Origin of the sequence: Serratia sp. 22278 (genome assembly GCF_052045405.1) — a bacterium.
Lineage (GTDB): Bacteria > Pseudomonadota > Gammaproteobacteria > Enterobacterales > Enterobacteriaceae > Serratia > Serratia marcescens.
In genome coordinates, this window is the sequence record NZ_JBQEOW010000005.1 from 123,365 (window position 1) to 150,240 (window position 26,876).

The window sequence follows — 26,876 nt, forward strand, 5'->3', positions numbered from 1 at the left end:
GAGTGACGATGATACCACCTGACGCGGCGGCGGCTGTGAGGCGGCGGGCAGAAGCGGGGAAAATCGGGACAAAAAAAACGGGGCGCGGCGCAGGCCGGACCCCGTGTTTGTCAGCGTGCGCGCATCAGTTGCGGAATGGGTTGCCGCTGTTGCGAGCCGGTTGGCTGGTGGTAACGGCCGGCGCAGATGCGCGAGTGGCCGCCGGTGCCGGCGCCGCAGTTTGTTGCATCGGCGCATTGTCCTGATAGCCGTCCGCATAGGCGTCCTGCGCGCGATTCTGCGGTGCGACGGCGTCAGGCGCGGTCGATACCGGTTTGCCCAACGCGCCGTTCAACAGCAGCAGATCGTTCTGGTTCAGCGTGCCGAGCGCCGACTTGATGTTCAGTTGGTTGATCAAATAGGTATAACGCGCGTCGGACAGCTGACGTTTGGCGTTATACAGCGTGGTGGTGGCGTCCAGCACGTCGACGATGGTGCGGGTACCGACCTGATAACCGGCTTCCATCGCGTCCAGGGAGCTTTGCGCGGAGATCACCGCCTGTTTGTAGGCGTTGATGCTGCTGATCGAAGCGTTAACGTTGTTGAACGACGAACGCACGGTCTGCACCACGCTGCGGTGTGAGCTTTCCAACTGCTCGCTGGCGCCGACGAAGCCGTACTGCGCTTGTTTCACCTGCGAATTGGTCGCGCCGCCGCTGTACAGCGGCAGGTTGAAGCTCAGACCCACTTTGTTTTCACCGAGGTCTGCGTCGCGCGTGGTGTTGCGTGAGCCGCCGTAATTGTTGTTGGAGATCGCCGTGGAGGCGCTGAAGTCCACTGTCGGCATATAGCCGGTCTGCGCGGCGCGGATCTGTTCGCGCGCCAGATCCTGGCTCAGGCGGGCGGACAGCAGGCTCAGGTTGCGCGCTTCCGCTTCTTTCAGCAGGTTGTTCACCGCTTCCGGGCGTTGGGTGCTGAAGCGATCGGTGTTCAGCGAGGCCAGCTCGGGGTAGAAGGTGCCGGTGACCTGACGCAGCGTTTCCAGCGCGTTGTCCAGATCGTTGCGGGCGGAGACTTCCGCCGCCAGCACGGTGTCGTAGTTCGAGCGGGCGTTCTGCACGTCGGTGATCGCCACCAGACCCACGTTGAAGCGCTGGGTGGTTTGATCCAGCGTGCGGTACACCGCGTCTTTCTGCGCCTGGGTATAGGACAGCGTATCGATCGCTTTCAGCACGTTGAAGTAAGCGGTCGCCGTGTTGAGAATAAGCTGTTGCTCAGCGGTCTGGAAGGTGACGTCGGAGATGCCGGCGGTCTTTTCCTGCAGCGTCAGTTGGCGCCATTTCGACATGTCGAAGATGGTTTGCGTCAGCGCCAGCGAGCCGCTTGTGCTATCGCTATGGGTGTCGCGGCTGTCTCGATACCCGCTGGTGTAGTTGTAACCGGCGGTCAGGCCGAGCTGCGGCAGCAACGGGCTGCGCGCTTCATTGATCTTTTCGAATGCGGCGTCGCGGTCAGCTGCACTTTTGCGCAGATCCGGGTTACTTTCCCTAGCCTGTTTGTAGACCTGCAGCAGGTTCTCTGCCTGGCTCATTGCACTGAAGCCGCCCAGGCTCAGTCCGATAAGAAGGGGGAGCAGTTTCTTCATTTGCATTCCTTGTTGTGCAGCAATATTGCTATGTTAGCGCTGACGATAGACGAAATAGTTGCCGATTCTAGCAGAGTCTGAGGTACGCATCAGGTGGCTGAATGTGCCATCTCACGTAACTTTTACCTTTCAGACCGCCCATTTACCTTGGCGTACTGCCCGGGTCGACTGCAGCTGATATTATGGCTGACAATCCGGATTGTTTCCCGCTATTACCTGCGAGCGCACAAACGTGCCGCATCCGGCGGCGAAAAACAGCCTAACATAAAGCCGCGGCGGAGAGTCCCGCTGTTTCTGTCATCAAAACCGTTTATTTTATCGGCATACTCACGCAGGAGAATTCGCGCATGAACCGTTCGCAGCCGTCGCCCGTTACTTTCGATAAAAAAGATGTAGAAATTATTGCACGCGAGACGCTGTACCGTGGTTTTTTTTCACTCAATTTATACCGGTTTCGCCACCGGTTGTTCAATGGTGAAATGAGCCCTGAAATCACGCGTGAAATTTTCGAACGCGGCCATGCGGCGGTGCTGCTGCCCTACGATCCGGTGCGCGACGAGGTTGTGCTGGTTGAACAACTGCGCATCGCCGCGGTCGATACCAGTAATTCGCCCTGGCTGCTGGAAATGGTGGCGGGTATGATCGAAACCGGTGAAAGCGTCGAGGACGTATGCCGCCGCGAAGCGCAGGAAGAGGCCGGCGTGGTGGTCGGGCGCTGCAAACCGGTGCTGAGCTACCTGGCCAGCCCCGGCGGCACCAGCGAACGTTTGTCGATCATGGTCGGCGAAGTGGACGCCGGCACCGCCGAGGGCATCCACGGCCTGGCGGAAGAACATGAAGATATCCGCGTCCATGTGGTCAGCCGCGAACAGGCTTACCGCTGGGTTGAGGAAGGCGCGATCGATAACGCCGCATCAGTGATTGCATTGCAATGGCTGGCGTTGCACCATGAATCGTTGAGAAAAGAGTGGGCCAACTAATGAAACAGCGCTATACCCCTGATTTCCCCGAAATGATGAGATTGTGCGAAACCAACTTCGCGCAATTGCGCCGCTTGCTGCCGCGCAACGACGAAGCGGGCGAAACGGTGACTTATCAGGTGAACGGCGCCGGCTATCGTTTGACCATCGTTGAGTCCACGCGTTACACGTCGCTGGTGGAGATCGAGCAGATCTTTCCGGCGGTCAGCTACTGGAGCCTGCCCGCGATGACGGTGCGGTTGTACCATGACGCCATGGTTGCGGAAGTGTGTTCCAGTCAGCAGATCTACCGCTTTAAAGCGCGTTATGATTATCCTAATAAAAAGTTGCATCAACGCGACGAAAAGCATCAAATTAACCAGTTTCTTGCTGATTGGCTGCGCTACTGTTTGGCGCATGGAGCGATGGCGGTTCCGGTTTGTTAGACAGACTGAAATAACAAAGGACACCATTTGGAAAGCCTGTTTAAACTGCCCGTGGCGAGTGGGGCCGCGGTCAGGATTCTACAAATAACAGATACCCACCTTTTTGCCGGCGAACACGAGACGTTGCTCGGCATCAATACCTATCGCAGCTATCACGCGGTGCTGGACGCCATCCAGGCGCAGCGCCGCGACGTCGATTTGATCGTCGCCACGGGAGATTTGGCGCAGGATCATTCGCAAGAGGCGTACCGCCACTTCGCCGCCGGCATCGCGCAACTGCCGGCCCCCTGCGTGTGGCTGCCGGGCAACCACGATTTTCAACCGGCGATGGTCGACGCGTTGGCCGCCGCGGGCATTGCGCCTTCCAAACAGGTGCTGTTGGGTGATAACTGGCAAGTGCTGATGCTGGACAGCCAGGTGTTCGGCGTGCCGCACGGCGAATTGAGCGAATACCAGCTGGAGTGGATGGAGCGTTGCCTGCAGGCTCACCCCGAGCGCTATACGCTGCTGCTGCTGCACCATCATCCGCTGCCTTCCGGTTGCACCTGGCTCGATCAGCACAGCCTGCGCAACCCGCATATGCTGGGCGCAATCCTGCTGCGTTATCCGAAAGTGAATACCGTGGTGTGCGGGCACATTCACCAGGATCTGGATTTGGAATGGCAGGGTCGGCGCCTGTTGGCGACGCCGTCTACCTGCGTGCAATTCAAGCCGCACTGCACGAACTTCACCATCGACGACGTTTCCCCCGGCTGGCGCTACCTCGATCTGCTGCCGGACGGTCGCGTCGAGACGCAGGTGTTCCGCCTGGAAAACGACGATTTCCGCCCCGATATGGACTCGGATGGATACTGATGCCTTCGACACTGCTCTACCTGCACGGTTTCAACAGCTCGCCGCAGTCGGCCAAGGCGGTGGCCTTCAAGGCCTGGCTGGCCGAACACCATCCCGATATCGAGATGCTGGTGCCGCAGCTGCCGGCCTTTCCGGCGGAGGCCGCCGAGATGCTGGAAAATCTGGTGCTGGAACGCGCCGGGCAAACGCTCGGGCTGGTCGGCTCGTCGCTGGGCGGCTATTACGCCACCTGGCTGTCGCAGTGTTTTTCCCTGCCGGCGGTGGTGGTCAACCCGGCGGTCAAGCCGTTTGAGCTGCTGGTCGACTATCTCGGCGCCAACGAGAACCCCTACACCGGCCAGCAATATGTGTTAGAGTCTCGGCACGTTTACGATCTGAAAGTGATGCAGATCGATCCTTTGGAGTCGCCGGATTTAATCTGGCTGCTGCAGCAAACGGGCGATGAAATTCTCGATTACGGCCAGGCAGTGGCGTATTACACCGCGTGTCGGCAAACGGTGGAGTCGGGTGGAAACCACGCCTTCGTCGGTTTCGAGCACTACTTCCCCCAGATTGTGGATTTTTTAGGGCTAAACGCGGTCTGACGGACCGTTCCGGCACCTCCCTTTAACCACGAAAAAATAATCAACGATGACTCAATCCAGCTATAACGCTGATGCCATTGAAGTACTCAGCGGTCTAGAACCAGTGCGCCGTCGTCCCGGCATGTATACCGACACGACGCGCCCAAACCACCTCGGCCAAGAGGTGATCGATAACAGCGTCGACGAAGCGTTGGCCGGTCACGCCAAGCGCATCGACGTGATCCTGCACGCCGATCAGTCGCTGGAAGTGATCGACGACGGCCGCGGCATGCCGGTGGACATCCACCCGGAAGAGGGCGTGCCGGCGGTTGAGTTGATCCTGTGCCGGCTGCACGCCGGCGGTAAATTCTCGAATAAAAACTACCAGTTCTCCGGCGGCCTGCACGGCGTTGGGATCTCGGTGGTCAATGCCCTGTCGAAGCGGGTGGAAGTCAACGTGCGCCGCGACGGCAACGTCTACGGCATCGCCTTCGAAAACGGCGACAAAGTGCAGGATCTGACGGTGACCGGCACCTGCGGCAAACGCAACACCGGCACCAGCGTGCACTTCTGGCCCGACGAACAGTTCTTCGACAGCCCGCGTTTCTCGGTATCGCGCCTGACTCACCTGCTGAAAGCCAAAGCGGTGCTGTGCCCCGGCGTCGAGATCTATTTCATCGACAAGGTGAACAACACCGAGCAGCGCTGGTGCTACCAGGACGGCCTGACCGACTACCTGATGGAAGCGGTTAACGGCCTGATAACCCTGCCGGAAGCGCCGTTCGTCGGCAATTTCGCCGGTGACACCGAAGCGGTGGACTGGGCGCTGCTGTGGCTGCCGGAAGGCGGCGAGCTGCTGACCGAAAGCTACGTCAACCTGATCCCGACCATGCAGGGCGGCACTCACGTCAACGGCCTGCGTCAGGGGCTGCTGGACGCGATGCGCGAGTTCTGCGAATTCCGCAATATTCTGCCGCGCGGCGTGAAGCTGTCGGCGGAGGATATCTGGGATCGTTGCGCCTACGTGCTGTCGGTGAAGATGCAGGATCCGCAGTTTGCCGGGCAGACCAAAGAGCGTCTCTCCTCGCGTCAGTGCGCGGCCTTCGTTTCCGGCGTGGTGAAAGACGCCTTCAGCCTGTGGCTGAACCAGAACGTTCAGGCGGCGGAACAGCTGGCCGAGCTGGCGATCTCCAGCGCCCAGCGCCGCCTGCGCGCGGCCAAGAAAGTGGTGCGCAAGAAGCTCACCAGCGGGCCGGCGCTGCCGGGCAAGCTGGCGGACTGCACCTCGCAGGATCTGGCCATGACCGAACTGTTCCTGGTGGAAGGGGATTCGGCGGGCGGATCGGCCAAGCAGGCGCGCGATCGCGAGTATCAGGCGATCATGCCGCTGAAGGGCAAGATCCTGAATACCTGGGAAGTGTCCTCGGACGAAGTGCTGGCCTCGCAGGAAGTGCACGACATTTCCGTGGCGATCGGCATCGATCCGGACAGCGAAGATCTCAGCCAATTGCGCTACGGCAAAATCTGCATCCTGGCGGATGCGGATTCCGATGGCTTGCATATCGCCACGCTGCTGTGCGCGCTGTTCGTGCGCCACTTCCGTTCGCTGGTGAAAGGCGGCCACGTCTATGTCGCCATGCCGCCGCTGTATCGCATCGATCTCGGTAAAGAAGTGTTCTACGCGCTGGATGAAGAAGAGAAAGCCGGCGTGCTGGAACAGCTGAAGCGCAAGAAGGGCAAGCCGAACGTGCAGCGTTTTAAAGGGCTGGGCGAGATGAACCCGCTGCAGCTGCGCGAAACCACCCTCGATCCGAACACCCGCCGTCTGGTGCAACTGACGGTGGCGGAGGATGACGTCGATCAGACGCTGGCGGTGATGGACATGCTGTTGGCCAAGAAGCGTTCGGAAGATCGCCGCAACTGGCTGCAAGACAAGGGCGACATGGCCGAATTGGCGGTCTGAGCCTGACCCTGGCCCGGTGAAACGCCGGGCCGGCTTTCCCGCAGGGCGTTCATGCGGCGCCCGATAACCTGGGCCGGAATGCATGAAGATCACGCTCGAAGAATTGCTGGCGTTCACCTCGGTGGTCGACAGCGGTTCCATCACCGCCGCCGCCGATCAGCTCGGCCAGACAACATCCGGCATCAGCCGCGCGCTCAGCCGCCTGGAGAATAAGCTCGATACCACCCTGATGCGCCGTACGACGCGTCGTTTGGAGCTGACCGAAGAGGGGCTGAGCTTCCTGAACCATGCGCGTACGATCATCAGCTCGGTGGAAAATGCCGAAGAGCAAATGGCGGTGCGCCGGCAAATGCCCGCCGGGCGGCTGCGGATCAATGCGGCCGCACCTTTTATGGAGCACGTCATCGTGCCGCTGGTGGCGGGGTTCAGAGAACGTTATCCGCAAATTTCGCTCGAGCTGAACACCGACAACCTGATTATCGATCTGCTGGAAAAACGCACGGATATCGCCATTCGCATCGGTGCGTTGCGTGATTCGACCATTCATGCGCGCGCGCTGGGAGCCAGCCGGCTGCGCATCCTCGCCAGCCCGGCTTATCTGCAGCAGCACGGCACGCCGCAGAGCGTGGAGGAGTTGCATCGGCATTGTCTGCTCGGTTTTACCCAGCCGGAGTCGCTTAACCAGTGGCCGTTGCGCTATCGCCAGGCGCCGCATTTCACCATCACGCCGACGATCTCTGCGTCCAGCGGGGAAACGTTGCGGCAATTGGCGCTGCGGGGCGAGGGGATCGTACAGCTGGCAGACTTTATGACCCGCCGCGATCGGGAAGCCGGCAAGTTGGTGACGTTGCTGGAGCAGGAGACGCTGGACGTGCGCCAGCCGATCAATGCGGTGTATTACCGCAATACGCAATTGGCGGCGCGCATCACCTGTTTTCTTGACTACGTCAGCGCGCACATCGACGCGCAGACGTTATAAGGCGGAGCTTACAGGGCGTTTTCCAGGATGTATATCTCGGTGTCCAGCACGCTGTCCTTGATGGTCTCGCGGTGTTTGAGCATGTGCTCAATGGCCAGGTGTTTTTCCAGATGCGCCATGCTTTCCCATTTCTCCAGCATGAATACCGAATCCGGCGACCGTTTCTGCCAGGGTGCCTGGGTATTGCTGTCGACCATCGGCGTATATTCGCCGCAGCCGTCTTCCGCCAGCACCAGCGGCACCAGTTTTTCAATGGCTTGCAGTACGGTGGCGCGGTGGCCGGGTTTCACTTTGATTTCTGCGATTACGGTGATCATGTCTGCCTCGTTGATGAGAATGTTCTGCGTCAGTTAAGCAAAAATTTTCGCCAAATGCTCGCGATAACGTGCGATGTCCGCTTCGATATCCGGTTGTTTTATCACGTTATTGCAGATAAAGGTCGGCAGCGCTTCCATTCCCAGGAACTGGTTGGCCTTGTGGAAGTGCAGGTAAACGCCGTCGACGCCGATACCGTGGAAGAACTGATCGGGATCGGTGAAGGCCTCCATCGGGGCGTTCCAGGTCAGGCTCAGCAGGTATTTTTTGCCCTGGATCAGGCCGCCGGAGCCATATTTTTTGCTTTCGTCAGAACGAGAGCGACCGTCGTTGGCATACAGGCTGCCGTGACCGGCGGTGAACACTTCATCGATGTATTTTTTCAGGATCCAAGGTTCGCCCATCCACCAGCCCGGCATCTGATAGATGACCGCGTCGGCCCACAGGTATTTCTGTACTTCGGCTTCGATGTCATAGCCGTCGTCGACCACGGTGACCTGCACATCGTGCTGCAGATCGCGCAGGAAGCCTTCCGCCACGTCGCTCAGGGTTTGGTTGAGTTCACCGTTGGAATGGCCGAATTGTTTTTTAGCGTTGATAATCAGGATATTGCTCATCTTTCACGGCTCCCGTCAGAGTTAAGATATGGCATGCTTCCCGCTGAAAAGGCGGAAACCATCTCGCTGGTGACGAGTGTAATCGTGAGTCAGGCAAGTAAAAATGCGATCTAGCGCACAACAGTGTTGACTGCCAGTCAATAAACGGGCCGCCAGACAGCGAAATTTTGCATAAACCGCATCGCGCAACCGGCCGCCGGCGGCGATCCTTGCGCCAACTGTGACAGCTACCCCGCAGATGGGTTACTATCGCGGGCAGAATCGACAAGCGATGCCTTTTGTCGTCCAAGGGATTGCCAAGCCACGGTCTGAGGATAATTGAGTAATGAGTGATCTGACTCATGACGGTGTAGAGCGTTTACCGCTGCACACATTCACTGAAAACGCCTATCTGAACTATTCCATGTACGTCATCATGGATCGGGCGTTGCCGTACATTGGCGACGGTTTGAAGCCGGTACAACGCCGCATCATCTACGCCATGTCTGAACTGGGGCTGACCAACAGCGCCAAATTCAAGAAATCCGCCCGCACCGTGGGCGACGTGCTGGGTAAATACCACCCGCACGGCGACAGCGCGTGTTATGAAGCCATGGTGCTGATGGCGCAGCCGTTCTCGTATCGCTATCCGCTGGTGGACGGCCAGGGGAACTGGGGGGCGCCGGACGATCCCAAGTCGTTCGCGGCGATGCGTTATACCGAATCGCGCCTGTCCAAATACGCCGAGGTCTTGCTGGCCGAACTGGGCCAGGGCACGGTCGACTGGATCCCGAACTTTGACGGCACGCTGCAAGAGCCGAAGATGCTGCCGGCGCGTCTGCCGAACATCCTGCTGAACGGCACCACCGGCATCGCGGTCGGCATGGCGACCGATATTCCGCCTCACAACGTGCGCGAAGTCGCCGCTGCGGCGGTGGCGCTGCTCGACAAGCCGGGCGCCTCGCTCGATGACCTGCTCGAGTTCGTGCAGGGGCCGGACTTCCCGACCGAAGCCGAGATCATTACCCCGCGCGATGAAATTCGCAAAATTTACCAGAGCGGCCGCGGCTCGGTGCGCATGCGCGCCGTGTGGAAGAAAGAGGACGGCAGCGCGGTGATCACCGCCTTGCCGCATCAGGTCTCCGGCGCCAAGGTGCTGGAGCAGATCGCCAGCCAGATGCGCGCCAAGAAGCTGCCGATGGTCGAGGATCTGCGCGATGAATCCGATCACGAGAACCCGACGCGTCTGGTGATCGTGCCGCGTTCCAACCGCATCGATCTGGAGCAGGTGATGAATCACCTGTTCGCCACCACCGATCTGGAACGCAGCTACCGCATCAACATGAACATGATCGGTCTGGACAACCGCCCGCAGGTCAAAGGGCTGGTGGAGATCCTCACCGAATGGCTGGCCTACCGTCGCGATACGGTGCGCCGCCGCCTGAACTACCGCCTCGAGAAGGTGCTCAAGCGTTTGCATATCCTCGAAGGTTTACTGGTGGCGTTCCTCAATATCGACGAGGTGATCCACATCATCCGCAGCGAGGATGAGCCGAAGCCGGTGCTGATGCAGCGTTTCGGCATCTCCGATACCCAGGCGGAAGCGATCCTCGAGCTGAAACTGCGTCACCTGGCCAAGCTGGAAGAGGTCAAGATCCGCGGTGAGCAGGACGAGCTGGCGAAAGAGCGCGATCAACTGCAGGCGCTGCTGGCGTCCGAGCGCAAGTTGAATACGCTGATTAAGAAAGAGATCCAGGCCGACGCGCAAACCTACGGCGACGATCGCCGTTCGCCGCTGACCGAGCGTGCGGAAGCCAAGGCGATGAGCGAGCACGATTTCGTGCCGTCCGAGCCGGTGACCATCGTGCTGTCGGAAATGGGCTGGGTGCGCAGCGCCAAGGGCCACGACATCGATCCGGCAGGGTTGAGCTACAAGGCCGGCGACAGCTTCCGCGGCGCGGCGCGCGGCAAGAGCAACCAGCCGGTGGTGTTCATCGATTCTACCGGGCGCAGCTATGCGCTCGATCCGATGACGCTGCCTTCGGCGCGCGGGCAGGGCGAACCGTTGACCGGCAAGCTGACGCCGCCGCCGGGCGCCACCATTGAGCAGGTGCTGATGGCGGCCGACGATCAAAAACTGCTGATGGCGTCCGACGCCGGTTACGGTTTCGTTTGCACCTTTAACGATCTGGTGGCGCGCAACCGCGCCGGCAAGGTGATGATCACGCTGCCGGACAACGCCAGAGCGCTGCCGCCGATGGAAATTCACGGCGCAGACGATATGCTGCTGTCGATCACCGCCGCCGGGCGCATGTTGATGTTCCCGGTCGCCGATCTGCCGCAACTGTCGAAGGGCAAGGGCAACAAGATCGTCTCCATTCCGGCGGCGCAGGCCGCAGCCGGTGAAGACAAGCTGGCCTGGCTGTTCGTGCTGCCGCCGCAGGCGTCCGTCACGTTGTACGTCGGCAAACGCAAGCTGACGCTGCGTCCGGAGGATCTGCAGAAGTTCCGCGCGGAGCGCGGCCGCAAGGGCACCCAGCTGCCGCGTGGCCTGCAGCGCATCGATCGCGTCGAAGTGGATGCGCCGGTGCGGGCGTCGGGAGGCGACAGCGAAGAGTAAGCGTTGGCGCCGGCGTTAAAGGGCGGTCGCAGCATGCTGTGGCCGCCTTATTTATTTTTGCTGGCGTTTATTTTCCAAATAGTTAACATTTCTGCGCATAAAATTATTGTGCGTACTGCCGCCTGGCAGGAAAATAGCGAGAAATGCAGGTGACATCGGCGTGCTTACCGCCTGGCCGGCAAATAATGAGTAAAGGAATCTGCGCAGCGAAGTAAACTGCGTTGGCAGTGTGCTAATGAGGTTGTTATGTTATTGATTTTGCGTGCCGTTCTCGCCACTCTTTTCTGTATTCTGGTGTGTATTTTCGGTTCTGTTTATTGCTTGTTCAGCCCGCGCAACCCTCGCCACGTGGCGACCTTCGGCCATCTTTTCGGCCGCCTGTCGACGCTGTTCGGCATCAAGGTTGAAACCCGCGTGCCGGCCGATGCGGCCAACAATGGCAACTGCATCTATATCGCCAACCACCAAAATAACTACGACATGGTGACGGCCTCCAATATCGTGCAGCCGCGCACCGTGACCGTCGGTAAAAAAAGTCTGGTGTGGATCCCGTTTTTCGGCCCGCTGTATTGGCTGACCGGTAATCTGCTGATAGATCGTGATAATCGCGCCAAGGCGCACGGCACCATCGCCCAGGTGGCGGAGCAGTTCAAAAAGAAAGACATTTCGATCTGGATGTTCCCGGAAGGGACCCGCAGCCGCGGTCGCGGGCTGATGCCGTTTAAAACCGGCGCGTTCCACGCGGCCATCGCCGCCGGCGTGCCGATTGTGCCGATCTGTGTATCAACCACCAGCGGTAATATAAATCTTAATCGCTGGAATAACGGTCATGTGATCGTCGAGATGTTGGCGCCGGTGGATACCAGCAAATACGGCAAAGAAAACGTGCGTGAGTTGGCGGCCCATTGCCGTGAGCTGATGGAGGCGAAAATCGCCGAATTGGACGCCGAAGTCGCCCAGCGCAACGCCGCCAAAAAATAAGAGTCTATCGGCTTCAAAGAATAGGGTTTTAATTGGCGTTCAGCGCCGTTAACGCCTGAACGCCTGCTAATCTTGATTGGCGGGCGTTTGGGTTTTGCACACGGTTTAGTTATTGCTTTTCATGGAGAAAATATGTCACTCAGTCGACGTCAGTTTTTACAGGCATCGGGCCTGGCGCTGTGCGCGGGCGCCGTGCCGCTGAGGGCTGAGGCGAGCGGAACGCAGACCCCGTTACCCATTCCCCCGCTGCTGGAGTCTCGCCGCGGTCAGCCGCTGTTCCTGACCTTGCAGCGCGCCCATTGGGCGTTTATGGATAACCGCAAAGCGGCGGTGTGGGGCATCAATGGCATGTACCTGGGGCCGACGGTGCGGGTTTACAGCGGTGACGACGTCAAACTGATCTACAGCAACCGCCTGCAGGAGCCGGTAGCGATGACCGTCAGCGGTCTGCAGGTGCCAGGCACGCTGATGGGCGGCGCGCCGCGCATGATGTCGCCTAACGTCGACTGGTCGCCGGTGCTGCCCATTCGTCAGGCGGCGGCCACCTGCTGGTACCATGCCAACACGCCGAACCGTATGGCGCCGCACGTTTACAACGGGCTGGCCGGGCTGTGGCTGGTGGAAGATGCCGTCAGCAAAGCGCTGCCGCTGCCCAACCACTACGGCGTCGACGATTTCCCGCTGATCATTCAGGACAAACGCTTCGATAACTTCGGCACACCGCAATACGATGCACCGTCGCAGGGCGGTTTCGTCGGCGATACGCTGTTGGTCAACGGCGTGCAAAACCCGTATGTCGACGTGTCGCGCGGCTGGGTGCGTCTGCGCCTGCTTAACGCCTCCAACGCGCGCCGCTATACCCTGCAGCTCAGCGACGGGCGGCCGTTCAACGTGATTGCCAGCGATCAGGGCTTCCTGCCTGCGCCGGTCGCGGTGCAGCAGCTGTCGTTGGCGCCTGGCGAACGCCGGGAAGTGCTGATCGACATGTCGAAGGGCGAAGAGGTGACCATCACCGCCGGTGAAGCGGCGGGCATCATGGATCGCCTGCGCGGCCTGTTCGAGCCGTCGAGCATTCTGGTGTCCACCCAGGTGCTGACGCTGCGCCCGACCGGCCTGCTGCCGCTGGTGACCGACAACCTGCCGATGCGCCTGCTGGCGGATCAGCTGTTGGACGGCAGCGCCAGCCGCACCCGCGATTTCCGCCTGGGCGACGGCGGCGTCGGCATCAACGGCGCGATTTGGGACATGAACCGCATCGACGTACAGGCACAGCAAGGCACCTGGGAACGTTGGAACATTCATGCGGATACGCCGCAGGCGTTCCATATTCAGGGCGTGCAGTTCCTGATCAAACGCGTCAACGGCGCGCAGCCGATGGCGGAAGATCGCGGCTGGAAGGACACCGTCTGGGTCGATGGCGACGTCGAGCTGCTGGTGTATTTCAACCAACCTACCTCCGAACACTTCCCGTTCCTGTATTACAGCCAGACGCTGGAGATGGCCGATCGCGGCACCGCCGGCCAGCTGATGGTGCAGCCGACGATGTAATCTGCGCTGCGGGCCGCTTACGGCGCCCGCAGCATTTCCAGGAAGGCCTGCACCACCGGCGTGACGCTGTCGGCGCGATACACCGCGTACAGATCCGCCGGCGGCGCCTGTTGCAGCGAGCAAAAGCGTACGCCGGGCCACGGGATGCGGCCGTAGCTGTCCGGCAGCAGCGTGATGCCGCAGCCTTCCGCCACCAGCGCCAGCAGGGTCTGCGGTTCGTTGACCTGATAAGCGACGTCCGGCAAAAATCCCTGCTGCAGACACAGATTGTGCAGATACAGCCCCAGGCTGGCCTCATGCGGCGGCAGCACGATGAAGCTGTCGTTCTGCAGCGCCGCCAGCGGTATATTTTCCTGCTGCGCCAGCGGATGATCGAGCGGCAACACCACGGCGATGCTCTCGCTTGCCAACCGTTGGCAGGTTAACCCCGGCAGCGTCTGCTGCTGCGCCTCTCGCCAGACCCCGATGTCGATATGCCGCTTTTGCAGCGCGGCGATTTGCTGGCTGGGCGTCAGCTCGTTCAACGACCAGGTGACGCCGGCGCTCCGCTCGCTGAATCGCCGCAGCGCCGCGATCAGACCGCCCCAGGCCGAGGTGCCGACCATGCCGACCACCATGTGGCCGCCTTCGCCACGCCCCATCTGTTGCACCTGATGCAATGCGCTGTCGGCCTGATCCAGCAGCCGCTCGACGTTGCGCAGCAGCGTGCGGCCGGCCGGCGTCAGCGTCATGGAGCGGGTGGTGCGTTTGAACAGCACCACCCCGAGCTGACTCTCCAGCTCCTTGATGTGCTTGCTGAGCGGCGGCTGTGACATATTCAGCCGCCGCGCCGCCTGGGTGAAGTTCATCTCTTCCGCCACCACGCGGAAATAGTGCAGCAGGCGGAAGTTAATCCGGCCGGGATCGGGCAGGGCTTGGGGCGGGTTCATCCGGGGTATCGCCTCCTTGTGACGCAGCTCAACTTATAGGTAAATGGAATAAATCGGCCGCCAAGAATGTATTGGTCTCGGCCGCGCCTCGCTCTCTACTATGGGGCTTATTATCCCCCGCTGAAAGAGAGAATACGATGTTTAATCAAGAAGATGCTTTTACCTGCGCCGATGTCGTCCGCGCACGCCTGCCGGGTTTCCAGCCGAAAGCGGCCTTGATTCTCGGCTCCGGGCTTGGCGCCCTGGCGGAGGTGATGACCGAAACCGTCACCCTCGATTACGCGGAGCTGCCGGGCTTTCCGGTGAGCGGCGTCGCCGGCCACGCCGGGCAGCTGGTCGCCGGCAAGCTGGAAGGCGTGCCGGTATTGTGCATGAAAGGGCGCGGTCATTTCTATGAAGGGCGTGGCATGCAGGTGATGACCACCGCGGTGCGCACTTTTAAACTGCTGGGCTGCGAATTCCTGCTGGCGACCAACGCCGCGGGTTCGCTGCGCCGTTCGGTGGCGCCGGGCAGCCTGGTGGCCATTACCGATCACATCAATTTCATGCCGGAATCGCCGCTGGTCGGCGCCAACGACGATCGCTTCGGGCCGCGCTTCTTCAGCCTGGCGAACGCCTACGATCGCGATCTGCGCGCCGGGCTGGCGGCGGTGGCCGAAAGCGCGGGCATTCCGCTGGCGGAAGGGGTATTCGCCGCCTACACCGGGCCGAATTTCGAAACGCCGGCGGAGATCCGCATGATGCAGACCCTGGGCTGCGACGTGGTGGGCATGTCGATCGTGCCGGAAGTCCTGGCGGCACGCCACTGCGGTCTCAAGGTGCTGGTGGTGTCCGCGATGACCAACTACGCCGAAGGGCTGTCGGATACGCCTCTTTCCCACGAACAAACGCTCAGCTGCGCGGCGCTGGCGGCGGACGATTTCATGCGCCTGATCCGCGAGCTGTTCAAAACGCTGTAACACCGCAAGCAAACCGGCGGCGGGCTGCAGGGGGCCCCGCCGCACCAATCATCGTTGAAAGCATAATAACAAGGTGATGGCGATGGCGATAAAAACACGATTAAAAGTCATGATTTTCCTGCAGTTCTTTATCTGGGGCGCCTGGCTGGTGACGCTGGGCTCCTACATGATCAACACGCTGCATTTCAGCGGCATGCAGGTGGGGATGGTCTACAGCGCCAAAGGCATCGCCGCGCTGATCATGCCGGGGCTGGCGGGCATCATCGCCGATCGGTGGATGAAGGCCAACTATCTGTATGCGCTGTGCCACCTGCTCGGGGCACTGGCGCTGTACTGCGCGGCGCAGGTCGAGCAACCGATGCTGATGTTCTGGGTGATGCTGTTCAATGCCATGGTCTATATGCCGACCATCGCGCTCTCCAACGCCATTTCCTATTTTTGCCTGGAGAAGCACGGCTTTGACACGGTGAGGGATTTTCCGCCGGTGCGGGTGTACGGCACCGTGGGGTTCATTCTGGCGATGTGGTTGGTCGGCTTCAGCCGCATCGAGCTCAGCAATCTGCAGCTGTATCTGGCTTCTGCGGCGTCGCTGCTGCTGTCCGCCTATTCGCTGACGCTGCCGCGTTGCCCGACCAACCGCGCGGCCGAGTCGAAAAGCTGGGTGAGCGTGCTGGGGTTGGATGCGCTGGTGTTATTCCGCCAGCGGCGCATGGCGCTGTTTTTCCTGTTCGCCATGTTGCTTGGCGCGGCGCTGCAGATAACCAATACCTTCGGCAACCCGTTCCTGCACGATCTGTCGCTCAATCCGCTGTATCAGGACAGCCTCAGCGTCCGGTATCCGGCGGTGCTGCTGTCGCTGTCGCAGATCTCCGAAGTGTTCTTTATCCTCACCATTCCCTTCTTCCTGCGCCGTTACGGCATCAAGCAGGTGATGCTGATCAGCATGGCGGCCTGGACGCTGCGCTTTCTGTTCCTGGCTTACGGCACGCCGGTCGGCTTTGGTTTCGTGCTGCTGTTGCTGTCGATGATTGTCTACGGCTGCGCCTTCGACTTCTTCAATATCTCCGGCGCCATCTTCGTCGAGAAAGAGGCCGATCACCGCATCCGCGCCAGCGCGCAGGGGCTGTTCATGACCATGGTCAACGGTTTGGGCGCCTATCTGGGGGCGCTCGCCAGCGGCGAGGTGGTGGACTTCTTCAGCCATGACGGCGTGAAAGACTGGCAGAGCATCTGGCTGGTGTTTGCGCTGTATACGCTGGTGCTGGGGATCGTGTTCGCGTTGAGCTTCAACTACCGCCACCTGCCGCAGGAGAGCGCGGCGGCGGCGCAGTAAGGCAGGGGGCGCAGCTGGCTGCGCCCTGAAACGTCAGGCCTGCGGGAAGCGCTGCTGCAGCTGCTGCCGGTCCGGCGGATTGGCGGCGCCGAGGCTGGCCACCACGCAAGCGGCGACCCGGTTGGCCAGATCGACCGCCCGCGGCAGTGGCCAGCCGGCAGACAGGCCCGCCAGCAAACCGGCGCAGTGGGCATCGCCCGCGCCGATGGTGTCAACGACCTCTACCGGATAGGCCGGAACGTGCAGCGGCGGCGTGCGGCCGTCGCAGATCCACGCGCCGTCGCGATCCAGGCGACAGATCAGCGTCAGATTACGGGCGGCGGCATAGCGCTGTGCGGCCTCCACGGCGTCGCCGGCGCCGCACAGCGTGGCCACTTCGTCGCGGTTGAGCGTCAGCAGAGTGTGGCTGTCGCTGAGCATGGCGAAGAAATCTTCGCTGAGCTGGGCGATGCGCGGGCCGGGATCGATCAGGCGCGGTTGGTCGAACGGCATGCGCGTCAGCCACTCGCGCAGCGCTTCGCCGTTTTCGCCCGCCAGCTCGTAGCCGCTGGCGTAGATCAGCGTGTGTTCCGTCAGCGGCAGGGTCGCCAGCTGCGCTTTATTCCATTGGCTTTCGCAACCGGACACCGTGATAAAGGTGCGTTCGCCGTCGGGCTCCACCAGCGCCAGGCACCAGCCGTTGTCCATCTGGCCGTGGCGCAACAGCACCTCCAGCCCCAGTTCGCCCATGGCGGCTTCGATCGCCGCGCCCCACTCGCCGTTGCCGACCGGCATGCCGTTGATCACCGGCGCTTCAAGGCGCGTCAGCGCGCGCGCCACGTTGAACGCGCAACCGCCGATTTGCCGCGCCTGCGGCAGGGCTTCGATATCTTCACCGCGGATCGGCAGGCGCGGCAGCGTCATCACCAGATCGCCGACCGCGCCCCCAATCACCAGGACAGGTGTTACAGCTTCCCACTCATTCATTGATGTTCTCTGCGTTGGGTCAGGTACAGACCGTAAGCGATCAGACTCACCGCAAACGACACAAACAGCCCCAGGCTGGAGTCGGCGAACAAGCCTTTGGCCAGCGGGCCGTCGATAAAACCGGTTTTGGTGACCAGCAGGCCGCACAGGGCGCCGAGGAACCAGCAAAACAGCGGGGCTTTGCGCACGCCGCGGTTCTGGCCATGCAGGCCGTACAAAGCGTTGCCATCATACCCGTGGCGGCGGCGCAGGCACAGGTAATCGAGCAGGAAAATCGCCTCCCAGGCCGCCAGAAACACCCCGCAGAACACCAGGAAGGAGATGAACGGCCCCATGAAATCGCCGGAGATGAACAGCACATACAGGGCGATGCCCAGCACCACCACGGCGTCGATCGATACCGCCAGCCATTGTTTGACCTGCACGCCGATGGTCAGCAGGTTAAGGCTGGCGGAATACAGGCTGAGCACCGCGATGGTGACGATGCCGGCGGTGGCGGCCAGCAGATAAGGGATGGCCATCCAGGCGGGCAGCACCGAGCCTATCAGCGCGATGGGGTTGGCGGCGCTGGCCAGATCGGGGAGCTGCACGGAAAGCAGAATACCGGCCAGCATCAGCAGCATCAGCGGCAAACAGGCACCGCCCATCACCGCGGCGAAAATGCCTTTGCTCGACGAGCTCGGGCTTTGATAGCGGCTGTAATCGGCGCCGGCGATTGCCCAGCTGATGCCGGTGCCGGCGGCGATCACCGATACCGCCGGCAGGAAACCGGTCAACCAGCTGCCGGAAGGCAGCGCCAGCACCTGGCTCCACTCGGTGTTGAACAGGATATAGAGCACCACGATCAGCGTCATGGTGCCGAAGATGCGGCTGAACCAGCTCTGCATCCAGACCACGGTATTTTGCCCCAGCAGGCTGACGACGACAGTGAGCCCGCCGAACAGCAGCAGGCTGAGCGCGGTCAACAGGTGGCTGGTTCCCAGTCCGAAGGCCTCGAACAGCGCCGCCAGCGTCAGGGTGCCGGTGATCACGTTGACCGCTTCCCAGCCCATCAGGTTGATCCAACTGAACAGGGTGGGCGCCACGTTGCCCTTCAGCCCGAAAATCACCCGCGAGAGCGTCAGCGTAGAGGTGCGCCCGCGCTTGCCGGCGAAGCTGGTGAGGCCGACCAGCACGAAGCTGGCGACGCCGACCAGCGCGGCGAGTACCGATTGCAGAAAGGATAAGCCGAAGCCGACGATGATGGCGCCGTACACCACGCCGAGAATACCGATATTGGCCGCCGACCAGATCCAAAACAGCTCGATGGGCTTACCGGTCTGTTCCGCGTCCGGCACCCGGTCGATACCGGTGCTTTCTACCTTCCATGCTTCATTGCGATTGATATCGGTCATAGCAAATGATCCCTGTTGCGCAGGGCCGCGAGGGCCGCCGCAGTTGACTGAAAATCGATTCCGTTGGCGCGGTTGAGGCCGGCTATCCCGCTGTCGGTGAAGACGCCGATTCCGCGCAGTGTGTAGCGGCTGATGCCGCCGGGTCTGTCAAAATGAGGGCGGTATCCGCCTTATCGGGTGAGGCACGTCGGCCGCACGGCGCCAATGAGTGTAGTCAAAGAGTGGGGCTGCAGCGGGGATTGGCGAAGCGGGAACGTTTCTATTTGCCGACATCGATCCGCTTCGCCCTCCGCGATGGGATCCTGTGATGCGGCGATGAGCCGTGAGCAGGCTATCCATTAGCTCCGTTGCTTATTATCGGCCGTTTGCGCCGGCAGTATAGGCCCGCTGCCGGCCATCAAGGGTATCCTTTAGGGCTGGCAGCGGGTTTTTTATTGTTTTTAAAGTGGGTCCCTGGTGTTGGTGCTATTGATGTATCAACATCAATAAGCACAGATTACGCGCGATCTAGATCCAATGAAAGTCCATTAGGCAAAAATTGTGATGCCACTCTGAAAGCATTAGCGATATTTTAGTTAAAGTGAGGTGCCTATCGCCGGACAGGCGATAGGATAACAATGAGACTCAGACGAATGGCATAAGCAAGAGGGCGGGCGAATGACGGATTTTATGGCCTGGCTGCGTGGTCATCTGGCGCAGGGGACGGTAGCGCCGCGTTATATTCAGCTGGCGGCGGCGATAGAAACCGCGATCAGGCAGCAGGTGTTGGCGGCGGAGGCATTTCTGCCGCCGGAACGGCAGATGGCGGAGGGGCTGGCGCTGTCGCGCGTCACCGTCAGCAAGGCAATGAAGCTGCTGGAGGATAAAGGGCTGATTTCACGGCAGCAGGGGGTCGGCACCCGCGTGGCGATGCGCATTGGTTATTCCCTCGATAAGGACAGCGGTTTCACCGCTCAGGCGCTGCGTCACGGCAGCCGCGTCAGCAATCGATGGCTGCTGCGCACTCGAGTCGGCGCGCCGGCCAAGGCCGCGGCGGCGCTGGGGCTGGCGGAGGGGGATGAAGTGATCAAACTGCGGCGGTTACGCTTGCTGAACGGCAGCCCGGTCTCGCTGGAAACCACCTATATACCACCGCGCTTCTTGCCCGAACCGGCGCAGCTGGAGCATTCACTGTATGCGCTATGGCAATCGCGCGGCATCGTGCCTGAAGATAAACACTTTCTGTTGAAGGCGGTGTCCTGCAGCGACGAGGTCGCCGAACTGCTCAACGTGCCGTGCGGCGCGCCGTTGTTGCACATCATCCAAACCAGCCGCAACGCTCAGGGTGAGGCGCTGGAGTTCAGCGATATCTTGTGCCGCAGCGACGTTTATGAATTCGAAGTGAACGGTTAGCGAAATAACCATGCTCTTTTTGCTGCTAGTGCGTATAATCGCCGCCCGGCGATTAATTAACCTGTAAAAAGAGCAGCAGAATGAGCACCACCAGCCTGATCCAACCCGATCGTGAACTGTTTTCCTATAAGCCCTATTGGGCCGAATGTTTTGGCACCGCGCCGTTTTTACCGATGTCGCGGGCAGAGATGGATCAACTGGGCTGGGACAGCTGCGACGTGATCATCATCAGCGGCGACGCCTACGTCGATCACCCAAGCTTCGGCATGGCGATCATCGGCCGCATGCTGGAAGCGCAGGGCTTTCGCGTCGGCATTATCGCGCAGCCGGACTGGAGCAATAAAGAAGACTTCATGCGGTTGGGGAAACCGAACCTGTTCTTCGGCATCACCGCCGGCAACATGGACTCGATGATCAACCGCTACACCGCCGATCGCAAACTGCGCCACGACGATGCCTATACCGCCGGCAACGTCGGCGGCAAGCGGCCGGATCGCGCCACCCTGGTCTACAGCCAGCGCTGCAAAGAAGCCTATAAAGACGTGCCGATCGTGCTGGGTGGCATTGAAGCCAGTCTGCGTCGCATCGCCCACTACGATTACTGGTCTGATACCGTGCGCCGCTCGGTGCTGGTGGACTCCAAAGCCGACATGCTGATCTACGGCAACGGCGAGCGTCCGCTGGTGGAAGTGGCGCACCGTCTGGCCGCCGGTGAGAAGATCGGCGATATCCACGATATCCGCAATACCGCGGTGATGCGCAAAGAAGCGCTGCCGGGTTGGAGCGGTGTGGATTCCACCCGCCTCGACAAGCCGGGCCGCATCGAACCTATCCCGAACCCGTACGGCGAGGATCTGCCGTGCGCCGACGGCGCCAAGCCGAAAGAGCCGGAAGCCAAGCCTGTCACCGTGCGCGCCGCCAAACCGAAGCCGTGGGAGAAGACCTACGTGCTGCTGCCGTCCTTCGAGAAAGTGAAGGGCGACAAGGTGCTGTATGCGCACACCTCGCGTATTTTGCACCATGAAACCAACCCAGGCTGCGCCCGCGCGCTGATGCAAAAACACGGCGATCGCTACGTGTGGATCAACCCGCCGGCGATCCCGCTGACCACGCCGGAGATGGACAGCGTCTTCGCCCTGCCTTATCAACGCGTACCGCACCCGTCCTACGGTCAGGATCGCATTCCGGCCTATGACATGATCCGTTTCTCGGTGAACATCATGCGCGGCTGCTACGGCGGCTGTTCGTTCTGTTCGATCACCGAGCATGAAGGGCGCATCATCCAGAGCCGTTCGGAAGATTCGATCGTTCGCGAAATCGAAGAGATCCGTGACAAGGTGCCGGGCTTTACCGGTGTGATCTCCGATCTGGGCGGCCCGACCGCCAACATGTATATGCTGCGTTGCACCAACCCGCGCGCTGAGCAGACCTGCCGCCGCGCCTCGTGCGTGTATCCGGAGATCTGCACCTATATGGATACCAACCACGAGCCGACCATCAAGCTTTACCGCCGCGCGCGTTCTCTGGAGGGCATCAAGAAGATCCTGATCGCTTCCGGGGTACGTTACGATCTGGCGGTGGAAGATCCGCGCTATATCAAGGAACTGGCGACCCACCACGTCGGCGGCTACCTGAAGATCGCGCCGGAGCACACCGAAGAAGGCCCGTTGTCGAAGATGATGAAACCGGGCATGGGCAGTTACGATCGCTTCAAGCAGCTGTTTGATCACTATTCGAAGCTGGCGGGTAAAGAGCAGTACCTGATCCCATACTTTATCTCGTCGCACCCGGGCACCCGCGATGAAGACATGGTGAACCTGGCGCTGTGGCTGAAAAAGAACCGTTTCCGCCTCGATCAGGTGCAGAACTTCTATCCTTCGCCGATGGCCAACTCCACCACCATGTATTACAGCGGCAAAAACCCGCTGAGCAAGGTGGGGTACAAGAGCGAAGACGTGGTGGTGCCGCGCGGCGATCGCCAGCGCCGCCTGCATAAGGCGCTGCTGCGTTACCACGATCCGGCCAACTGGGCGCTGATCCGCGCCGCGCTGGAAGAGATGGGCCTGAAGCACCTGATCGGCAGCCGCCGCGATTGTCTGGTGCCGGCGCCGAGCATCGACGAACAGCGCGAAGCGAAACGGCTGCAGCGCCATACCCGGCCGGCGCTGACCAAACATACCGATATCAATCGGCAGCGCACGCCGTCCAACCGGCCGCCGCGCAAACCGATTCGCAAAGCCAAGCCGTAACGGCCGCACCGCATGCGTAAACAAAAAGGAGAACCCCCGGGTTCTCCTTTTCACTGTTGAGCGTCACAGCTGCTCGTACGCGGCTTCCACTTTCATCAAATGGCGCGGCGCCTGCGGCGCGGGATGGTATTTGCGCACGTGCCAGTTAAAGGCCTCCGGCGACAGGTTGTTAATCATCGCGATGGCCTGCTGACGGTTGCTGGAGAAGGTGCGCAGCAGTGCCCCGGTGCCGTTGACGTAGGCGATGATGGTGGCGTAGCGCAGCGTGACGGGATTGGCGATCCCTTTAAGCTGTTGTTTCTGCAAGGTGGCCAGATAGGCGGCGCCGAGATCGATATTGGTGTCGGGATCCCGCAGATCGTCATCGTCCGGGCAACCGCGTTTGCCTTTGTAGCGATAGGCGTCGCAGCCGGCGGTATCGGCTTTCAGCTGCATCAGGCCGATCGCATTGGATCTGCTCACTGCGGCGGGGTTGAAACCGGACTCCACCTGGATCATGGCGGTGATCAGCTTGGCGTCTACGCCGTATTCGCTGGCGGCGTCTTTGATGGCGCTATCGAAGGCGTGGCGATCGTAGCTGACGCGCTGTTTCTTGCCGGCGCAACCCGCCAGCACCAGCATGACGCAAAGCATGCCCAGCCGTGACCCGTGTGAGAAAGAGAATTTCATGGTGCTCCGTGCTTGTCTGTTTTTTAACGGCGTTAACCGGCGGGCGGAGCCTCCGGCGTCGTCATCATAACGTCAGGCGGCGCAAAGGAGCAATGTGCGGGAAGGAAAAGCCCCCTCCGGCCGGAGAGGGCTTGGGGGGAGATTACAGGGTATCCGGATCCGGCCCGAGGCGGTTGCCGACATCCAGCTTGGCGATCTCGCCCAGTTCATCTTTATCGAGTTTGAAATCAAACACCTCGAAGTTTTCGCGAATCCGCGACGGCGTGACCGATTTCGGGATGACGATAAGACCGCTGTCCAGGTGCCAGCGCACCACAATCTGCGCCGGGGTTTTCTCGTATTTTTCGGCCAGCGCCTTGATCAGCGGCTGGTCGAACACGCCTTCACCGCCTTGCGCCAGCGGGCTCCAGGATTCGGTGGCGATATGGTGCGTGGCGTTCCAGGCGCGCAGCTGGCGCTGTTGCAGCAGCGGGTGCAGCTCGATCTGGTTGACGACCGGCGCCACGTTGGTTTCATCCAACAGACGCTGCAGGTGCGGCGTATGGAAGTTGCATACGCCGATGCTTTTCACCAGGCCTTGTTCGCGCAGCTTGATCAGCTCGCGCCAGGCGGAGACGTATTGATCCTGCTGCGGGCGCGGCCAGTGGATCAGATACAGATCCACATAGTCCAGCTTGAGCTTTTCCAGACTGGTTTCCAGCGCCGCCAGCGGATCGCCCTGATCGTCGTTCCACAGCTTGGTGGTGATGAACAGGTCGCTGCGCGGCAGCGCGCTGGACTGCAGCGCGGCGCCGACGCCTTCTTCGTTCTTGTAAATCGCGGCGGTGTCGATGGAGCGGTAACCGATCTCCAGCGCTTTGCTCACCGCGCGGGTGGTCTCTTCAATACTCGCCTGCCAAACGCCGAGACCCAACTGCGGCATCAGATTACCATCGTGGAGTTTGATGATGGGTTGTTGCGTTGTCATGCGCATCTCCTTGTGTACGGATTGCGGCGCCTGCGGCGCCGAAACGGCTATAGATAAATTCTAGTTGGCAAAATGGGCGGTTGCCGGGTTTGCCAGCCTAATTTCAGCGGTGGCGGGAGGGCCATTTTCTCCCCGCTCTCCCTGCGAATGAGCGGTAAGACGAGTGGTGCGAAACGATCGGCGGCGCTGAAGCGCCCGATTGCGCCCGGTGATCGGCCGGGCGCAGGATGCGGCGAAAAATGGCTGGCGGAGACTAAAGCCTAGCAAAAAATCGCCGTTTTGCGATTAACGCGCCGCTTCATAAATGCGGCGGCTGACGTCCAGGGTAATGTCCTGATGCTCGCCCAGGGCGGTCATGCCGTGCTGATGGAGCTTGTCGAGCAGCGCCGGAATGCTGCTGCCGTCGAGCTGATAATCCGCCATGCGGGTCGGCACGCCCATCTGTTCGAAGAAGGCGCGGGTGGCGGCGATGGCGCCGTCGATCCGGCTGTCTTCGCTGCCTTCGCGCAGGCCCCAGACGCGTTCAGCGTACTGCAGCAGTTTTTCGCGCTTCTGCGCTTTCTTCTCGTGCAGCAGCGCCGGCAGCACGATGGCCAGCGTTTGCGCGTGGTCGAGATCGTGCATGGCGGTCAGCTCGTGGCCCAGCATGTGGGTCGCCCAGTCCTGCGGCACGCCGGCGCCGATCAGGCCGTTCAGCGCCATGGTGGCGCTCCACATCACGTTGGCGCGCACCGCATAGTTCTCCGGCTCGGCCAGCGCGCGCGGGCCGTCTTCCAGCAGGGTCAACAGCAGGCCTTCGGCGAAGCGATCCTGCACCTTGGCGTCGACCGGGTAGGTCAGATACTGCTCCAGGGTGTGCACGAAGGCGTCGACCACGCCGTTGGCGATCTGGCGGGGCGGCAGCGAGTAGGTCACCACCGGATCCAGCACGGCGAAGCGCGGCTGCACCAGCGGCGAGAAGAAGTGCTGCTTGTCGCCGCTGCTTTTGCGGGTGATCACCGCGCCGCTGTTGGACTCGGAGCCGGTGGCCGGCAGCGTCAGCACGCAGCCCATCGGCACTGCGTCGGCGATGTGGCTGCCGACGGTCTGCAGAATGTGCCAGGCGTCGTTGCTGGCCGTATAACGGGCGGCGGCGGCGATGAACTTGGTGCCGTCAACCACCGAACCGCCGCCGACCGCCAGCAGGAAATCGATGTTTTCCGCTTTCACCACCTCGACCGCTTTCATCAGCGTTTCGTAGGTCGGGTTAGGCTCGATGCCGGAAAACTCCCGCACGTCGCGGCCGGCCAGCGCGCTATGCACCTGATCCAGCACGCCGTTTTTCTTTACGCTGCCGCCACCGTAGGTGATCAGGATGCGCGCGTCCGCCGGGATTTGGCCGGCCACGTCGGCAATTTGGTCCTTGCCGAACAGGATTTTGGTTGGGGTATGCAGAATGAAGTTGTGCATGGTTGATTTCTCTCTTTCTGTCAGGCGGGCGCCAAAGTGGCGCAAAGGTATCTGGCCCGTATTGTCAGGAACCGGGCGGCAACGCACAATGCACATTCCTGTTTGGTTCTTGCCTATTTCTACAACTGTCTGTAGAAATGGCGAGTTTTAAATTATGATTTATGCCGAATCGTTCTGACTGTAAGAGGGTGTTTCCGTGATTGAAATCGATGCGCTGCGCAGCCGCATGGCGCGCCAGGCGATGGCTATCGCCAGCGGCAACGGCTACACGCCGTCGCCGGTGCCGCGGGTGAAGATTTTGTATGTCGATCGCCACAGCCCGCGTCAGCCGGTGATGTATGAACCGGGGATCGTCATTGTTTTTCAGGGGCACAAGGTCGGCTATTGCGGCAATAAGAAGTTCCAATACGATCCGCGCAACTACCTGCTGATGACGGTGCCGCTGCCGTTTGAATGCGAAACCTTCGCCAGCCCGGAACTGCCGCTGGTTGGGTTGGCGGTCAATATCGATACCCAAATGCTGCAGGACTTGCTGATCGACATCGGCGATGACGACTACCTGATGCAACCGCGCGCGGAGAGCAACGGGGTGAACCTGGCGGAAATGACGGAAGAGTTGCTGTGCGCCACCGAGCGTCTGCTCGACGTGATGGCCAATCCGCTCGACGCCCGGGTGCTTGGGCCGCAGATTGTACGGGAGATTCTCTATTATGTGCTGCGCGGCGCCTGCGGCGCGTCGCTGCAGGAGTTGGTCAATCGGCATACCCACTTCAGCCAGATCGCCAAGGCGCTGCGGCGTATCGAACATCAGTATGCCGACAGCATCAACGTCGAGCAGTTGGCCAGCGAGGTCAACATGAGCGTCTCGGCGTTCCACCACAACTTCAAGGCGGTGACCAACACCTCGCCGCTGCAGTACGTGAAGTCGTACCGGCTGCATAAGGCGCGACTGTTGATGGTTCATGACGGTCTGAAGGCCAGCACGGCGGCGATCCGCGTCGGCTACGAAAGCGCGTCGCAGTTTAGCCGCGAGTTCAAACGGCTGTTCGGCATGACGCCGAGCGATGAAGTCGCCCGGCTGCGCGAGGCCAACCCGCTGTTGCTGGAGGGCTGAGCCGCG

At 60.9% G+C, this 26,876-nt stretch carries 23 protein-coding genes; 14 read left to right on the forward strand and 9 right to left on the reverse strand.

Annotated features, from left to right (window positions below):
• Window positions 1–124: 124 nt before the first annotated feature.
• A complete protein-coding gene (gene hasF / locus ACTJJ6_RS12250) occupies window positions 125–1,624 on the reverse strand; it encodes a multidrug efflux transporter outer membrane subunit HasF (RefSeq protein WP_016930142.1) in 1,500 nt (499 codons plus the stop codon).
• A gap of 347 nt (window positions 1,625–1,971) precedes the next feature.
• Here hasF and nudF point away from each other — a divergent pair, with 347 nt between their 5' ends.
• From nudF to ACTJJ6_RS12280, 6 genes are all read left to right on the forward strand, one after another.
• The gene (gene nudF, locus ACTJJ6_RS12255) at window positions 1,972–2,604 is read left to right on the forward strand and encodes an ADP-ribose diphosphatase (protein WP_016930141.1); all 633 of its coding nucleotides are present in this window, start codon (window positions 1,972–1,974) and stop codon (window positions 2,602–2,604) included.
• The gene (locus ACTJJ6_RS12260) at window positions 2,604–3,029 is read left to right on the forward strand and encodes a DUF1249 family protein (RefSeq protein WP_004937244.1); all 426 of its coding nucleotides are present in this window, start codon (window positions 2,604–2,606) and stop codon (window positions 3,027–3,029) included. The genes nudF and ACTJJ6_RS12260 overlap by 1 nt, the downstream gene beginning before the upstream one ends.
• 27 nt (window positions 3,030–3,056) lie before the next feature.
• On the forward strand, window positions 3,057–3,884 hold the full coding sequence (gene cpdA, locus ACTJJ6_RS12265) for a 3',5'-cyclic-AMP phosphodiesterase (protein ID WP_004937250.1): 828 nt from the start codon (window positions 3,057–3,059) through the stop codon (window positions 3,882–3,884).
• Entirely contained in the window at window positions 3,884–4,468 is a 585-nt protein-coding gene (gene yqiA, locus ACTJJ6_RS12270; protein WP_015379081.1) for an esterase YqiA, read from the forward strand. The genes cpdA and yqiA overlap by 1 nt, the downstream gene beginning before the upstream one ends.
• A 46-nt stretch (window positions 4,469–4,514) precedes the next feature.
• Window positions 4,515–6,410 (forward strand): DNA topoisomerase IV subunit B, encoded by a 1,896-nt coding sequence (gene parE, locus ACTJJ6_RS12275; protein WP_025304305.1) that lies wholly within the window; start codon window positions 4,515–4,517, stop codon window positions 6,408–6,410.
• An 82-nt stretch (window positions 6,411–6,492) separates the two neighbouring features.
• Window positions 6,493–7,389 (forward strand): LysR substrate-binding domain-containing protein, encoded by an 897-nt coding sequence (locus ACTJJ6_RS12280; protein ID WP_164052759.1) that lies wholly within the window; start codon window positions 6,493–6,495, stop codon window positions 7,387–7,389.
• An 8-nt stretch (window positions 7,390–7,397) separates the two neighbouring features.
• Here the strand turns inward: ACTJJ6_RS12280 and ACTJJ6_RS12285 are convergent, their stop codons facing one another.
• Window positions 7,398–7,706: a putative quinol monooxygenase gene (locus ACTJJ6_RS12285; RefSeq protein WP_004937258.1), complete on the reverse strand. Its 309-nt coding sequence runs from the start codon at window positions 7,704–7,706 to the stop codon at window positions 7,398–7,400.
• A gap of 33 nt (window positions 7,707–7,739) precedes the next feature.
• Window positions 7,740–8,321: an NAD(P)H-dependent oxidoreductase gene (locus tag ACTJJ6_RS12290; protein WP_016930136.1), complete on the reverse strand. Its 582-nt coding sequence runs from the start codon at window positions 8,319–8,321 to the stop codon at window positions 7,740–7,742.
• A gap of 325 nt (window positions 8,322–8,646) precedes the next feature.
• On the opposite strand from ACTJJ6_RS12290, the gene parC reads away from it, so the two are divergent.
• The 3 genes from parC (at window position 8,647) to ftsP (ending at window position 13,449) form a co-directional block, all read left to right on the forward strand.
• On the forward strand, window positions 8,647–10,920 hold the full coding sequence (parC, locus tag ACTJJ6_RS12295; protein WP_016930135.1) for a DNA topoisomerase IV subunit A: 2,274 nt from the start codon (window positions 8,647–8,649) through the stop codon (window positions 10,918–10,920).
• Window positions 10,921–11,166: 246 nt separating this feature from the next.
• Window positions 11,167–11,901, forward strand: coding sequence for a 1-acylglycerol-3-phosphate O-acyltransferase (locus ACTJJ6_RS12300; protein ID WP_004937266.1), 735 nt, complete (start codon window positions 11,167–11,169; stop codon window positions 11,899–11,901).
• Between the two features lie 132 nt (window positions 11,902–12,033).
• The gene (gene ftsP / locus ACTJJ6_RS12305) at window positions 12,034–13,449 is read left to right on the forward strand and encodes a cell division protein FtsP (protein WP_004937270.1); all 1,416 of its coding nucleotides are present in this window, start codon (window positions 12,034–12,036) and stop codon (window positions 13,447–13,449) included.
• 17 nt (window positions 13,450–13,466) lie between these two features.
• Here ftsP and ACTJJ6_RS12310 read toward each other — a convergent pair whose 3' ends face one another.
• The gene (locus tag ACTJJ6_RS12310) at window positions 13,467–14,378 is read right to left on the reverse strand and encodes a LysR family transcriptional regulator (protein WP_049278926.1); all 912 of its coding nucleotides are present in this window, start codon (window positions 14,376–14,378) and stop codon (window positions 13,467–13,469) included.
• Window positions 14,379–14,515: 137 nt separating this feature from the next.
• On the opposite strand from ACTJJ6_RS12310, the gene xapA reads away from it, so the two are divergent.
• Both xapA and ACTJJ6_RS12320 read left to right on the forward strand, forming a co-directional pair.
• Complete coding sequence (xapA, locus tag ACTJJ6_RS12315; protein ID WP_079451636.1) at window positions 14,516–15,337, forward strand: xanthosine phosphorylase; 822 nt, start codon at window positions 14,516–14,518, stop codon at window positions 15,335–15,337.
• Between the two features lie 82 nt (window positions 15,338–15,419).
• Window positions 15,420–16,670: a nucleoside permease gene (locus tag ACTJJ6_RS12320; RefSeq protein WP_176062653.1), complete on the forward strand. Its 1,251-nt coding sequence runs from the start codon at window positions 15,420–15,422 to the stop codon at window positions 16,668–16,670.
• A 33-nt stretch (window positions 16,671–16,703) separates the two neighbouring features.
• Here the strand turns inward: ACTJJ6_RS12320 and ACTJJ6_RS12325 are convergent, their stop codons facing one another.
• Window positions 16,704–17,636 (reverse strand): PfkB family carbohydrate kinase, encoded by a 933-nt coding sequence (locus ACTJJ6_RS12325; RefSeq protein ID WP_143778506.1) that lies wholly within the window; start codon window positions 17,634–17,636, stop codon window positions 16,704–16,706.
• Window positions 17,633–19,030 (reverse strand): purine-cytosine permease family protein, encoded by a 1,398-nt coding sequence (locus ACTJJ6_RS12330; RefSeq protein ID WP_004937281.1) that lies wholly within the window; start codon window positions 19,028–19,030, stop codon window positions 17,633–17,635. The genes ACTJJ6_RS12325 and ACTJJ6_RS12330 overlap by 4 nt, the downstream gene beginning before the upstream one ends.
• A gap of 657 nt (window positions 19,031–19,687) precedes the next feature.
• Here ACTJJ6_RS12330 and ACTJJ6_RS12335 point away from each other — a divergent pair.
• Together ACTJJ6_RS12335 and ACTJJ6_RS12340 are read left to right on the forward strand one after the other, a co-directional pair.
• Window positions 19,688–20,422, forward strand: a complete 735-nt coding sequence (locus ACTJJ6_RS12335; RefSeq protein WP_110147419.1) for a GntR family transcriptional regulator — start codon at window positions 19,688–19,690, stop codon at window positions 20,420–20,422.
• Window positions 20,423–20,502: 80 nt separating this feature from the next.
• Window positions 20,503–22,671 carry a YgiQ family radical SAM protein gene (locus tag ACTJJ6_RS12340; protein WP_004937285.1) on the forward strand — a complete coding sequence of 723 codons (2,169 nt, stop codon included), beginning with the start codon at window positions 20,503–20,505 and terminating at the stop codon, window positions 22,669–22,671.
• Window positions 22,672–22,734: 63 nt separating this feature from the next.
• Here ACTJJ6_RS12340 and ACTJJ6_RS12345 read toward each other — a convergent pair whose 3' ends face one another.
• The 3 genes from ACTJJ6_RS12345 to yqhD form a co-directional block, all read right to left on the reverse strand.
• Window positions 22,735–23,340 (reverse strand): transglycosylase SLT domain-containing protein, encoded by a 606-nt coding sequence (locus ACTJJ6_RS12345; protein WP_016930129.1) that lies wholly within the window; start codon window positions 23,338–23,340, stop codon window positions 22,735–22,737.
• 142 nt (window positions 23,341–23,482) lie between these two features.
• A complete protein-coding gene (gene dkgA / locus ACTJJ6_RS12350; RefSeq protein ID WP_016930128.1) occupies window positions 23,483–24,307 on the reverse strand; it encodes a 2,5-didehydrogluconate reductase DkgA in 825 nt (274 codons plus the stop codon).
• A gap of 285 nt (window positions 24,308–24,592) precedes the next feature.
• Window positions 24,593–25,756: an alcohol dehydrogenase gene (gene yqhD / locus ACTJJ6_RS12355; RefSeq protein WP_016930127.1), complete on the reverse strand. Its 1,164-nt coding sequence runs from the start codon at window positions 25,754–25,756 to the stop codon at window positions 24,593–24,595.
• A gap of 226 nt (window positions 25,757–25,982) precedes the next feature.
• On the opposite strand from yqhD, the gene ACTJJ6_RS12360 reads away from it, so the two are divergent.
• On the forward strand, window positions 25,983–26,870 hold the full coding sequence (locus ACTJJ6_RS12360; protein WP_156866316.1) for an AraC family transcriptional regulator: 888 nt from the start codon (window positions 25,983–25,985) through the stop codon (window positions 26,868–26,870).
• Window positions 26,871–26,876: the final 6 nt, after the last annotated feature.

What these genes read in the sequence shown, in the direction of transcription:
- hasF (WP_016930142.1), bottom strand. Translation starts at nt 1,624, where the DNA reads ATGAAGAAACTGCTCCCCCTTCTTATCGGACTGAGCCTGGGCGGCTTC.
- nudF (WP_016930141.1), top strand. Translation starts at nt 1,972, where the DNA reads ATGAACCGTTCGCAGCCGTCGCCCGTTACTTTCGATAAAAAAGATGTA.
- ACTJJ6_RS12260 (WP_004937244.1), top strand. Translation starts at nt 2,604, where the DNA reads ATGAAACAGCGCTATACCCCTGATTTCCCCGAAATGATGAGATTGTGC.
- yqiA (WP_015379081.1), top strand. Translation starts at nt 3,884, where the DNA reads ATGCCTTCGACACTGCTCTACCTGCACGGTTTCAACAGCTCGCCGCAG.
- parE (WP_025304305.1), top strand. Translation starts at nt 4,515, where the DNA reads ATGACTCAATCCAGCTATAACGCTGATGCCATTGAAGTACTCAGCGGT.
- ACTJJ6_RS12280 (WP_164052759.1), top strand. Translation starts at nt 6,493, where the DNA reads ATGAAGATCACGCTCGAAGAATTGCTGGCGTTCACCTCGGTGGTCGAC.
- ACTJJ6_RS12285 (WP_004937258.1), bottom strand. Translation starts at nt 7,706, where the DNA reads ATGATCACCGTAATCGCAGAAATCAAAGTGAAACCCGGCCACCGCGCC.
- ACTJJ6_RS12290 (WP_016930136.1), bottom strand. Translation starts at nt 8,321, where the DNA reads ATGAGCAATATCCTGATTATCAACGCTAAAAAACAATTCGGCCATTCC.
- parC (WP_016930135.1), top strand. Translation starts at nt 8,647, where the DNA reads ATGAGTGATCTGACTCATGACGGTGTAGAGCGTTTACCGCTGCACACA.
- ACTJJ6_RS12300 (WP_004937266.1), top strand. Translation starts at nt 11,167, where the DNA reads ATGTTATTGATTTTGCGTGCCGTTCTCGCCACTCTTTTCTGTATTCTG.
- ftsP (WP_004937270.1), top strand. Translation starts at nt 12,034, where the DNA reads ATGTCACTCAGTCGACGTCAGTTTTTACAGGCATCGGGCCTGGCGCTG.
- ACTJJ6_RS12310 (WP_049278926.1), bottom strand. Translation starts at nt 14,378, where the DNA reads ATGAACCCGCCCCAAGCCCTGCCCGATCCCGGCCGGATTAACTTCCGC.
- xapA (WP_079451636.1), top strand. Translation starts at nt 14,516, where the DNA reads ATGTTTAATCAAGAAGATGCTTTTACCTGCGCCGATGTCGTCCGCGCA.
- ACTJJ6_RS12320 (WP_176062653.1), top strand. Translation starts at nt 15,420, where the DNA reads ATGGCGATAAAAACACGATTAAAAGTCATGATTTTCCTGCAGTTCTTT.
- ACTJJ6_RS12325 (WP_143778506.1), bottom strand. Translation starts at nt 17,636, where the DNA reads ATGAATGAGTGGGAAGCTGTAACACCTGTCCTGGTGATTGGGGGCGCG.
- ACTJJ6_RS12330 (WP_004937281.1), bottom strand. Translation starts at nt 19,030, where the DNA reads ATGACCGATATCAATCGCAATGAAGCATGGAAGGTAGAAAGCACCGGT.
- ACTJJ6_RS12335 (WP_110147419.1), top strand. Translation starts at nt 19,688, where the DNA reads ATGACGGATTTTATGGCCTGGCTGCGTGGTCATCTGGCGCAGGGGACG.
- ACTJJ6_RS12340 (WP_004937285.1), top strand. Translation starts at nt 20,503, where the DNA reads ATGAGCACCACCAGCCTGATCCAACCCGATCGTGAACTGTTTTCCTAT.
- ACTJJ6_RS12345 (WP_016930129.1), bottom strand. Translation starts at nt 23,340, where the DNA reads ATGAAATTCTCTTTCTCACACGGGTCACGGCTGGGCATGCTTTGCGTC.
- dkgA (WP_016930128.1), bottom strand. Translation starts at nt 24,307, where the DNA reads ATGACAACGCAACAACCCATCATCAAACTCCACGATGGTAATCTGATG.
- yqhD (WP_016930127.1), bottom strand. Translation starts at nt 25,756, where the DNA reads ATGCACAACTTCATTCTGCATACCCCAACCAAAATCCTGTTCGGCAAG.
- ACTJJ6_RS12360 (WP_156866316.1), top strand. Translation starts at nt 25,983, where the DNA reads ATGGCGCGCCAGGCGATGGCTATCGCCAGCGGCAACGGCTACACGCCG.